Genomic DNA, 12,097 nt, shown 5'->3' with positions numbered 1-12,097 from the left:
CGTTGTTGAATACTGATCGGCGCTTGATTTTTTAGGAGCTGTATTGCTGATGATGACTACCTATCCTGTCATGGAAATCACGACGCAGGCGGAGGTGTTGGATATGCCTATGATTCATGCTTTTTTGCATTGATCAGTTTTGCTGTTTATAAGTCATGAGATGTATCCAAAACTGAGGTAATGAGGGAGAAATGTTAAGGTGTTGAAATACTTCGTTTAAACGTCATTCATATCCTGAGGCGTATGTTGTGCACTGAGAGAAATAATAATCAAACAGTGTGCGAAATCGAAGTAGATCCTATTGGGATAGGCAGTATACGGATTGTCTGATATTTCAGGCATGAATCCTGCGTAACTAAGATGATATTTGTTTGCAGGCGTCGTTTGTCCGTTTCTGCATTGTCCCTCACCTACATGTAAAGGCATCCCCCCATGGCTATCCGTGTCGCGCTGCACCACAAAACCAGCTACCGCTATGATCGCTTGGTTAACTTGTCTCCGCACGAAGTGCGTTTGCGTCCGGCACCACACGCACGTACGCCGATTTTGTCTTATTCGCTCAGCGTAAATCCAGAAGAACATTTCATCAATTGGCAACAAGATCCTTATGGTAATTACATAGGGCGATTTGTCTTTCCTGAAAAATCAGATGTGCTTGAATTTACGGTCGATCTGGTTGCCGATATGACGGTGATTAATCCGTTTGATTTTTTTGTCGAAAAATATGCCGAACATTTTCCGTTCAGTTATCCGGCGCAGTTAACCGCGGAACTTGGTGCGTATTTAAAAAAAGAGGAATCAGGTCCGTTGTTGGTGCAATGGGTAAATGAGGCAAAAAAAGCGATATTGAAAAAAAACTTGCTGACGAATGATTTTCTGGTGGCTATCAATCAACGTTTGCAAGCTGATATTGCTTATTTACTGAGAATGGAACCGGGTGTTCAGACGCCTGAAGATACATTGAAAAAACGTTCAGGATCGTGTCGTGACAGCGGTTGGTTGCTGGTTCAGATTTTGCGGGAAATGGGATTAGCGGCACGTTTTGTATCGGGTTATCTGATTCAGTTGCAGCCAGATCAAAAATCACTGGATGGCCCGAGCGGGACGGCTGTTGACTTCACCGACTTACATGCGTGGACGGAGGTTTATATTCCGGGGGCAGGCTGGATTGGGCTTGACCCCACTTCCGGTATGTTGGCCAGTGAGGGGCATATTCCGCTTGCCTGTACTGCTTTGCCATCTTCCGCCGCGCCAGTAACGGGTTTTACCGATAAGGCAGAAGTGACTTTCCTGCATGAAATGACGATCACGCGTATTCATGAAGATCCTCGTGTGACCAAGCCATATAGCGAAGAAGACTGGCATAAAATTAATCAACTTGGACAGCAAGTTGATGCTGATCTGAAGTTTCAAGATGTTCGCCTGACGCAAGGGGGGGAACCAACTTTTGTTTCTATCGATGATATGGATGGTGATGAATGGAATACTCAGGCGCACGGCGATAAGAAGCGCGAACTGGCAGGACAACTGACGAATCGTCTTAAAAATCACTTTGCTCCTGGGGGGATGCTGCACTACGGGCAGGGTAAATGGTATCCGGGAGAACCATTGCCCCGCTGGGCATTGAACATTTACTGGCGTATCGATGGGCAGCCGATGTGGCTGGATGAGGCACTGTTTTCGGATGACAAGCAGAGCGAAAATTATTCTCCTGATGAAGCCGGGCGATTTGCGGTTGAACTCGTCAAGTCACTGGGATTGCCACCCGACAGTCACATCCCAGCCTATGAAGATGTGTTAGTGCAGGCAAGAATTGAGCAAGGTTTGCCTGTTAATCTTGATCCCTTAAAAGCGGATCTGGGTGCATCTGAGCAAAGAAAACGGTTGGCCCGTTTGCTCGAAAGTGGCTTAGGCACCGTTGTTGGTTATGTTTTACCTTTAAAACCAAAAGAGATTGATCCCAGTATTGCACTAGGTACTGCCTGGCGTACTTCCGCATGGCCACTCAAGCGTGAGCATCTGTATTTGATTGAGGGTGACTCACCCATGGGCTTACGCTTGCCCTTGAATGCATTGCCGTGGGTTCAGCCTGAAAAAGAGGAGCCTGAATTTGACATTGATCCATTCTCTTCCCGAGCTGAGCTTGCGACTTTTGGTAAAGACAATAAAGACGCCAGAACGATACCTGCTGCTCAGTCAGTCAAAAGCGCAAAGCCCACTGTTGCACCGACAGTAACATCTTCCGATACAGCAAGAGATGTGATTCACACCGCTCTATGCGTTCAGATACGTGAAGGACGCTTGTATGTATTTATGCCTCCGGTCAAAAGGATCGAAGACTATCTTGCTCTGGTACATTCGGTAGAAAACACAGCCGCCAAGTTAAAACTCAAACTAAGAATAGAAGGGTATCCACCACCGCGCGATCCTCGGATCAAATTGCTCAGTGTGACTCCTGATCCGGGCGTGATTGAAGTCAATATCCATCCTGCGGCGAGCTGGAATGAGTTGGTATATAACATTTCCACGCTCTATGAAGAGGCCAGACTGACGCGCCTTGGTACCGAAAAATTTATGGTGGATGGACGACATACCGGCACTGGTGGCGGTAATCATGCAACGTTGGGAGGGGCGACGGCTGAGGATAGCCCAATGTTACGCCGCCCAGACCTGTTAAAGAGCTTGATTACTTATTGGCAAAATCATCCTGCTTTGTCCTATTTATTTTCAGGAACATTTATTGGACCAACCAGCCAGGCTCCTCGCGTGGATGAGGCGAGGGACGATAATTTGTACGAACTTTCAATTGCTTTTCAGCAAATGGACAGAGTATTACCTTCCATGCAGCCGGGCGATAAGCCCTGGATGGTGGACAGACTGTTGCGCAATTTATTGGTTGATTTAACAGGGAATACGCATCGCTCAGAATTTTCTATCGATAAACTGTATTCACCTGATGGTCCAACCGGCCGTTTGGGGCTGGTCGAATTCCGTGCATTTGAAATGCCGCCACATGAACGCATGAGTTTATTGCAAATGTTGCTGCTACGAGCGCTGGTTGCACGCTTCTGGCGCCAGCCGTATCAGTCCAAATTGGTGCATTGGGGAACGGCTTTGCACGATCGTTGGATGTTGCCCCATTTTGTGGCGCAGGACATTCGTGATGTAGTCAAAGATTTGCGCTCAGCAGGGTATGCATTTGAAGAGCACTGGTTTGATCCTTTCATCGAATTCCGCTTTCCCCGTTTTGGCACTGTCGTGTACGAAGGGGTGGAGATGGAATTGCGTCAGGCAATAGAACCATGGCATGTGCTCGGTGAAGAGATGAGCGCTGGTGGTACTGCCCGTTATGTAGACTCCTCAGTGGAGCGCATGCAGCTATTGGTAAGGGGATTAACGAATGGTCGTCATGTTGTCTCGTGTAATGGACGCTTGTTGCCCTTGCATCCGACAGGTGTGCCGGGAGAATTTGTGGCCGGTATTCGTTTTCGCGCATGGAGCCCATGGTCAGCACTTCATCCAAGTATTAAAGTACAGGCTCCGTTGACATTTGATCTGGTAGATACCTGGAGTGGACGTGCTATCGGAGGATGCACCTATCACGTGTCTCATCCCGGTGGACGCAGTGAGTCAAGCGCTCCCGTAAATGCCAATGCCGCTGAAGCGCGTCGTTTTGCACGTTTTTGGTCTTATGGGCATACGCCAGGGCCGATGAACGTGTATAAAGAGGAACTGAATCCTAGCTTTCCGATGACACTCGATTTACGCTGGCAGGCTTATTAATATTGAATACGTGGCAATGAGGAATACATGCATATTGTGGGAAACGGTATTGGAGACGACAACGCTGATCTGAAATTACAGCGGCTTCTGAGCAGCTATACCGTTTCAGCGGACAGCTATGATGAAATGCTGGATAGCCGTGGCCAGCCGCGTCTACACTGGCGCACCTTGTTGGCGAGTCTGGCAGCCGAGACGCCTGACCTGATGTTGCAGCGATTAGAGGCTGTTCGTCGTCAGGTGCGTGAAAATGGTGTGACCTACAACGTGTACACCGATGATCAGGGAATGCAAAGACCCTGGGATTTAAATGTATTGCCATTGATACTGCCGCACGAAGAATGGGCCGGAATAGAAGCCGCAGTGATTCAGCGTGCAACCTTGATGAACCGTATTCTGGGAGATGTGTACGGCGAACAGAAAATGGTGGCGGAAGGAATATTACCGCCGGCATTAATTCATGGACATGCTGGTTTCCTGCGCCCTTGTCATGGTGTGCGGCATAAAAATTCAGTCGCATTACATTTTTATGCTGTTGATCTCGCGCGAGCTGCCAATGGTCGTTGGTGGGTAGTGGCAGACCGCACGCAAGCGCCCTCTGGCGCAGGTTATGCGCTGGAAAACCGCTCGGTGATTGCGCGGACTTTTCCAGATTTGTTGCGTGATCTTAAGATTCAGCATCTGACTGGTTTTTTCAGTACGATGCGCGACAGCCTTGCTCATTGGGGACGGCAATGCGCCGCCAACGGCGGTGTTCCATTACGCGATAGCGAGCCTCCACTGATTGTATTGCTGACACCGGGTCCTTACAACGAAACCTATTATGAACAAGCCTATATGGCGCGTTATCTGGGGTTGCCTTTAGTCGAGGGCAGCGACCTGACCGTCAGGAATGGCATCGTATGGCATAAAACTTTATCCGGAATGCAGCGCGTACACGTCATCATGCGGCGTGTGGATGACGATTATTGCGATCCTCTGGAGTTCCGTACCGATTCTGCGTTGGGCGTGGCAGGACTCACAGAGTCTGCTCGGCGCGGCAATGTATTGATTGCGAATAGTCTGGGCTCAAGCCTGCTGGAGTCGGGTGCTCTGCTGGGATTTTTACCTGTGCTGAGCGAACGATTACTCGGGCAGGCGCTGAAAATGCCTTCAGTGGCAACCTGGTGGTGTGGAGAACCAGCGGCCTTGAATACTGCGATTGAAAAAATCGATCAGTTGATTGTGAAACCGAGTTTTCCACAGTTGCGGCAATTCCCTGTATTTGGTCAGGACCTGAAAGGGGATGAACGACTGCGTCTGATCGAAAAAATGCGAGCACACCCGCAGAATTTTGTGGCGCAGGAAATGGTACGCCTGTCTCAGGCACCGCTCTGGAAACGCAATGCGGAGGGAGGTTTTATTCCGCGCGCCATTGGCTTGCGGGTCTATGCCTGTGCCACGCCGAATGGCTATGTGGTGATGCCCGGTGGACTGACGCGTGTTGCGAGTGGACCGGATGCCCGCATCATTACCATGCAGCGCGGCGGCGGTAGCAAAGATACTTGGGTGCAGGCAAAGACGCAGGTTGATTCGCACAGTTTGTTGAAGCGCACGATTACCCAACGTGATCTGATTCGTGACGACACCCATCTATCCAGTCGTGTTGCAGAAAATCTGTTCTGGTTTGGTCGCAACACGGAGCGATGTGACAATACTGCCCGTTTGCTGCGGGTAACCTTAAACTTTCTCTTTAATACCGGTCTGGCAAACAGGGGCGACGAATGGGGCGCCGTGATTGCGTTGTGTCTTTGGTTTCAGTTACTTGAGTCAAAGAAGCAAGTACAGTTGGGAGAAGCAGAAGAGGCCAGGGCAGATATCACGACCAGAAGCGATGCAGAGATCGAAAAAGAATTGTTGCGTGCCGTGATCTCGGCCGATGTACCTGGATTGGCAAGGCAACAGCAGGAGCTATATCGGGTGGCCAGTCAGTTGCGTGAGCGATTCTCAGTCGATCATTGGCGGGCATTGAACCGGATGGTGCAAGAAGTGACTGTCGCAGATACTTCGTTGTCGCAATCAGAAGCGATGACGGTGCTGGATGATGCCACTGTCAGCCTGATGACCATGACGGGTTTTGTTCTGGATGGTATGACGCGTGATCTGGGGTGGCGTTTCCTTTCTTTAGGTAGAAGGCTTGAGCGCTTACAGTTTCAATGCCTTGCGCTGAAACAGGCGCTGGCAATGGATGCTAACGGCAGCCTGGACTGGTTACTGGAATTGTCCGATAGCATTATTACCTACCGCGCCAGATATCGTGCTCAGGCAGAATGGTTGCCGGTGCTGGATTTGCTGTTGTCCGATGAAAGCAACCCGCGTTCAATTTTGTTTCAGGTCGATGGCATTATCAAAAGTTTGCAAAAGATTGCTGTTACCTATGGCGGGTGTGGTGAAAAAGAACTGACGCCCTTCAGGGAAGAGTTGCTTGCGTTGGTGCCGGAGACGGATTTGTACTGTGGTAATGCCTATTTGATCGACCTGTTGTCCCGTCTTCAACTCGCCAGTGAACAGGCATCTGAGCAAATCAGTGTCCGTTTTTTTAGTTACACCGGCGACCAACAAAAAAAGGATGAGACGACATGAACAACTCTCCGGCGGGCATGGTTCCCTGTTCACGCTATCGCGTTGTGCATGAGACTCGTTACGCTTATCAAAGCCCGGTTACCTTATCTCAGCAGTATTTGCATATGACGCCGCGCTCATTTCTATATCAAAAAGCGGAGACACATCAGATCTGGGTTGCCCCCAGAGAGCAGGAAATAGCGCATGGTATCGATTATTTTGGTAATGCGACGCAGTATATTTCCATTACTGAACCACATAAAATTTTACTCGTACACGCTGAGTCAACAGTCACGCTCATGCACCGTCAACAGCTGCGGAATATGCAAAACAGCATGGCGTGGGAGACAGTACGCGATATGGTTCAGCAACTCAGGACATCAGAAATGCTGGAGGCTTGTCGTTATTTATTTGATTCTCCTCATGTGAAATGTAGTCGTGCATTGGCGGCATATGCCCGTGAAAGCTATATCGCAGACCGGCCTCATCTGGAGGCCGCAATGGAACTGACCCAGCGTATTTTTGATGATTTTGAATTTGATGGCAGTGCAACAGACATATCCACTCCACTTGAAGACGTCCTGAAAGGACGGCGCGGTGTCTGTCAGGATTTTGCACAATTGATGATCGGTTGTTTGCGTAGCCAGGGCTTACCTGCACGCTATGTCAGTGGCTATATTCTGACCCATCCACCGGAGGGGCAACCACGTATGATTGGTGCAGATGCCTCACATGCATGGGTTTCCGTATTCAGTCCTGAGTTCGGGTGGGTTGATTTCGATCCTACCAACCGCTGCCTGGTTCAGTGTGAACATATCACTCTGGGTTGGGGGCGGGATTTCAGTGATGTCACACCAATGCGCGGAGTTGTGTTGGGCGGAGGACAACAAGAACTGGAGGTCAAGGTAACAGTAACACCGCTCTGGCATGACAGCGATCAGCAAGATTGATCAGAGAACGGTGTTCTTTAGCCGATGATACGACGCATAGTTTGTCGCATCAGTTTCATACCCTCTATATTGTGATGATGAGTGTTTTCGACCTGTCATGAGTGTGTACAGTGAGCAAGCACATGTGTTGATTGCTCACTGATACACTGATAGAAAAATATCCTGAACTTGTTTACTCCACCGCCTCATACGGCAGGCCAACATAATTTTCTGCAATCGTCGTCAGTCCTGCTTCTGAACTCGTGTAATAGGCCAATTCTGCCTGTTGAATCCGATGATTGAATTCGTCGTCATCGAAGTTGTGCAAAATCGATGTCATCCACCAGGAAAAACGTTCAGCCTTCCAGATACGACGTAAACAAATATCGGAATATTTTTCCAGTAAATCGCTACGACCTTCCTGATAATGTTTGCGCATGGCGTGATATAGCGTGTACACATCACTGGATGCCAGATTCAGTCCTTTGGCACCTGTCGGTGGCACAATATGGGCAGCATCGCCGACCAGAAACATACGGCCAAACTTCATCGGTTCTGTGACAAAGCTTCGTAGCGGTGCGATACTTTTTTCGATTGAAGGGCCTGTCACCAGTTGTTTTGCCACATTCTCCGGTAATCTGGATTTCAGTTCATCCCAGAAGCGTTCATCGCTCCAGTCATCAATGTTATCGGTCAACGCACATTGCACATAGTAGCGGCTCAGGGTACTTGAACGCATACTGCATAAAGCAAAACCGCGTGGATGATTGGCGTAAATCAGTTCATCTGCCACAGGTGGTGTACGTGATAACACACCCAGCCAGCCGAATGGATAAACACGTTCAAAAGTCTTGATCTGATCTTTAGGTGCAGATTGACGAGATACGCCGTGAAAACCGTCACAACCAGCAATGTAATCACAATGCAGTTGGATGACTTCTCCATTTTTGATAAAGCTGATCCGTGGGTGTTCTGTATCAATATCATATATTTGCACATTTTCAGCTTCGTAGATGCTGGTTGCTCCCGTTGCTGCGCGCGCATCCATCAGGTCTTTTGTCACTTCGGTTTGCCCATAGACCATCACTGTTTTACCACCAGTGAGTGCTTTTAAATCTACTCGCTGTTGCCGGCCATCAAAGCACATGCTGAAGCCTTCATGCACATGTCCTTCCATATCCATGCGGGCACTGGCTTTGGCCTCACGTAACAAGTCAACAAAGCCCTGTTCCAACACGCCTGCGCGTATGCGTCCCAATACGTATTCCGGGGATTTTGCTTCCAGAATTACGGTATCGATTCCCTGTAAGTGCAGTAACTGACCCAGTAACAAACCTGAAGGGCCGGCACCGATAATGGCGACTTGTGTTTTCATTGATGATCTCCTGATGATGTGTAAATAATATGAATCGCTGCCTGTACGTTGCAGACTGGATTGCAGATTGACGTTATGCAGAATAGATATTGATCTCAATCAAGGTTTTAGTGAATGGACTTTTTTCGATTAAAATTGTACTTTTCGAAGATAGTAAATCCGCGTAAAGCCAGCTCGCGACAGTCAATATGATCAAATGAAGAATACGAAAAACGTCCCTGTATTCAAGTTGTACGGTGAGCAAAGTCAATGGGAAACCTTTGATCTGGTGCATTGTGAATCGATCGCATCGCGCAGCCGCTTACACAATTGGGAGATTAAGCCGCATCAGCATCATGGCTTGTTCCAGATTCTCTTTTTGCAGTCCGGAACTGCGCAGATTCAACTCGATGAGCAGCATTACCGTTTGTCTGGAAAGCAGATTTTATTGATTCCTCCTATGTGCATACATGGCTTTAAATTTGCTGTTGATGCACTGGGATTTGTGATTACGATCGCCTATCCCCTGATCGCACGAATTGACCAGCAGATGGGGGAAGTATTGACGACTCTGCGACACGCGACTATCCATGCTTTAGATAATCAGGAATCGAGTCAGCATATCAGTCATACATTTCATATGATTGCCGAGGAATATCTGCATCAGAGTAAGCATCGTAATCTGATGATGGAATCTTTATTGACAACGATTCTGGTATGGGTGAGTCGCCAATCGGATCGGGCGCATCAGAAACATGGACAAGAAAACGAAAAAAATGGTCGCCATGTTGGTAACTTTGGGCGCCTGATTGAAGAGCATTATGTCAAGCAACATTCGGTTGCATTTTATGCGAAACAATTGGGTATGACGGCAGCACATCTTAATGTGATTGTCCGTCAATCTACTGGTCATTCTGCATTGACACTGGTGCATGAACGATTGTTGTTGGAGGCAAAACGGCATCTGGTGTACACCAATATGAGTGTCAGCATCTTATCGTATGCATTAGGATTTTCTGATCCTGCTTATTTCACGCGTTTTTTTAAGCGAAATACGGGTATCGCTCCAAAGGATTTCAGGCAACAGGCCAGCAAATTATTTGACATGTAGTCGCACTATATCTTCATTTTCATTCTGCGATTGAGACATTGTTGCATCCGTATTTGTACCGATAAGTTGTGTCAATCTTTCACGGAAGTGTCACAAATTTATACACTTCACAATCTGATTATCATGATCAGTTCTCTTGCCAACGGTGTCTTCATAGGAGAAAGCTGCAGATGTGACGACGGGCATGTTTATTGCGATTTCGTGACGTATGTTCGCAATCACAATGGAGAACGACAGGCATGCAAACATTTCAATTACCTGATATCACCGAGTATTTTGCCATTGCTGCTGGTGTGAATACTCCTTGGCGCGCGCGGCAGTATATGGCAGATGACTCAGGAAAAACCTTACATCTTTGGATAACCCGTCAGCCTCAAGTGCAGCAAGGGCAAAAACAGGGCTGGTTTGCCAGCCGACAAGCCAAGCCCAGTGCTCCTCAGCCTGTCAGTCTGTCTACGCAACGCTGGCGTCACCTTGATTGTATGGAGTATCAGTGCTTCATCTATACCGATGACACCTTGAATCTAGGTGATTATGAATTACCGTGGTTTGGTACGCCGGATATGCCATTCACTAACCGTCTGGCGCGTAAAGTGTTTCAGTTTTTGATGGAGGGCATGGATTTACAAGTGATTTGTGATGTATTGCATGTGTCATTTGGCGATCTCTGGAAGTTCAAGTATTCGCTTGATAATGGCTTACTTAATTTCGAATATACATCCCCCTCAGTCCGTACATTAAAACCCGCACCCGCAATGTCTGATAGCGGTGCTGCCGGAACTGCAGTAGGAACCAACCATACGTCAACCACGATTTCGGACGTACCAGATATGTCTGATCCTGTATGGCTGCAATTGATTAATGGTGAACTGGATATACAGATAAAAACACTGAGTTTTCAGTTTTTACTCACACGCTTACGACAGCAAGTCAGTCGCCAGCAAAGTGCAGATATCCGGCTCATGAAACAAAGAGAGTTGCATCGCTATGTAGAACGTAATCAGCGTGTTCTCAGCTTTGAGTTACGCCAGTTGAGAAATAACTAGAAAAGGAATTAGCATGAATATGTTACGTCAGGCACTGGTTGATCCGGAAGTTGCCGCAGAGATGATTTCCAGTGGTGCTTGTCTTGCGATTGCGGCAGATGAAAGTTTGTTTGCTCGTTTGCCCAGAGGGAACTGGATAGGCGGTACGATTCCGTATTTTATGTCTGAAAGTGGCGGTAGTACGACACGCCAGAAAGTATTCGTCAGCAGGCTGGACACCTATGGATTAAATCCGGAAATTTGTCAGTATGACGCGAAGACGTTATCGCGCGTATGTCTGGATGGGCCTGATAATGGATATAGTCTGATTATTCTTCCGGCATTTTCTGAGGTCCATGTGGAATATGCCAGAAATGCTCCTACATATGAAGATATGTATATCAAGCCTGTATGCGGTTGGATTTCAGGCAAACATCTGGAAGATGCGCCTGATCATATTCCCAAAGTCATCAATGGTCGCACGGGCGATTTGCTGGACAATCAGGCGATCGTGTTGCATGTATCTTTGCCAGACAATGTGAGCGTGAATGTCAGTATTCTGAATTTATTTTCTCCCGGTGATGGCGACGTGCTGCAATTTGACACTGGCAGCTTTGTTGTCGGGCGCTGTCTGATTAATGGTCAACCTGGAAATTTTGCAGAGTATCTGAAGTCGATTGATCATGATCTGAGTTTGCCTTTGGTGGCTGATTATCAGGGCGCGAGTATCAATGTCAGTTTTAAATCTATTAATGAGAATGACAAAAAAGTGGAACTGTATGCGCCTGTTTATCCGCATATGTCGTATCGTCTGGCACGTCCTTTCGACGGTAGTTATGAAAGTGTATTTTCGCGTCATAGCGCCGGTTTGCCGGAGGCTAGTTTTTCCTGTAATTGCATACTCAATTATCTGTATTCTGAACTGGAAGGAAAACATACAGGTGGCATTGTCGGCCCGATGAGTTTTGGAGAAATTGCATATCAACTCTTGAATCAGACAATGGTGCATATGACATTGGAACAGCACTGATGACGACGAATGACCAGGATCGCGAATGCAATATCCAGGGCAATACTAGCCGCACTGATCTGAGAAACTGTCGTTGGCATGAGGATGGAATTTTCGTCAGATCAATGACACTGTAAACAAAAGAAAAACACCATACGCTTGCTCAGTATGGTGTTTTCTTTATGACTCACATCATCATCAGTTTGTTGTAAACCATTGACGAAGTGGCGTTGAGCGCTGATTAGCCACTACTTGATGAGAGCGATTAAACGCTGATCAGAGCCATCA

General features: G+C 47.7%; 7 protein-coding genes. 6 read left to right on the top strand and 1 reads right to left on the bottom strand.

Annotated elements, in window-relative coordinates; all coding sequences use genetic code 11:
* Positions 1-432: 432 nt before the first annotated feature.
* Genes ACO0LB_RS11660 through ACO0LB_RS11650 form a run of 3 tightly spaced genes read left to right on the top strand, consistent with a single transcriptional unit; the run spans position 433 to position 7,331 of the window.
* Positions 433-3,783, top strand: coding sequence for a DUF2126 domain-containing protein (locus tag ACO0LB_RS11660; RefSeq protein ID WP_423049264.1), 3,351 nt, complete (start codon positions 433-435; stop codon positions 3,781-3,783).
* Between the two features lie 27 nt (positions 3,784-3,810).
* Positions 3,811-6,402, top strand: a complete 2,592-nt coding sequence (locus ACO0LB_RS11655) for a circularly permuted type 2 ATP-grasp protein (RefSeq protein WP_423049263.1) — start codon at positions 3,811-3,813, stop codon at positions 6,400-6,402.
* On the top strand, positions 6,399-7,331 hold the full coding sequence (locus tag ACO0LB_RS11650; RefSeq protein ID WP_423049262.1) for a transglutaminase family protein: 933 nt from the start codon (positions 6,399-6,401) through the stop codon (positions 7,329-7,331). Before ACO0LB_RS11655 ends, ACO0LB_RS11650 begins: the two co-directional genes overlap by 4 nt.
* A 172-nt stretch (positions 7,332-7,503) precedes the next feature.
* On the opposite strand, the gene pobA is transcribed toward ACO0LB_RS11650, so the two are convergent.
* A complete protein-coding gene (gene pobA / locus ACO0LB_RS11645) occupies positions 7,504-8,685 on the bottom strand; it encodes a 4-hydroxybenzoate 3-monooxygenase (protein WP_423049261.1) in 1,182 nt (393 codons plus the stop codon).
* 196 nt (positions 8,686-8,881) lie between these two features.
* Between pobA and ACO0LB_RS11640 the strand changes: the two genes are divergently transcribed.
* From ACO0LB_RS11640 to ACO0LB_RS11630, 3 genes are all read left to right on the top strand, one after another.
* Positions 8,882-9,775, top strand: coding sequence for a helix-turn-helix domain-containing protein (locus ACO0LB_RS11640; protein WP_423049260.1), 894 nt, complete (start codon positions 8,882-8,884; stop codon positions 9,773-9,775).
* A 239-nt stretch (positions 9,776-10,014) separates the two neighbouring features.
* Positions 10,015-10,821: a hypothetical protein gene (locus ACO0LB_RS11635; protein ID WP_423049259.1), complete on the top strand. Its 807-nt coding sequence runs from the start codon at positions 10,015-10,017 to the stop codon at positions 10,819-10,821.
* A gap of 13 nt (positions 10,822-10,834) precedes the next feature.
* On the top strand, positions 10,835-11,830 hold the full coding sequence (locus ACO0LB_RS11630) for a DUF6976 family protein (protein WP_423049258.1): 996 nt from the start codon (positions 10,835-10,837) through the stop codon (positions 11,828-11,830).
* The last annotated feature ends 267 nt before the right edge of the window (positions 11,831-12,097 follow it).

It is taken from the genome of Undibacterium sp. SXout7W, from assembly GCF_049339385.1.
In the GTDB taxonomy this organism is placed as follows: Bacteria; Pseudomonadota; Gammaproteobacteria; order Burkholderiales; family Burkholderiaceae_D; genus Undibacterium.
The sequence above is the reverse complement of the archived record's forward strand: the minus strand, read 5'-3'. Positions and strand labels throughout refer to the sequence as shown.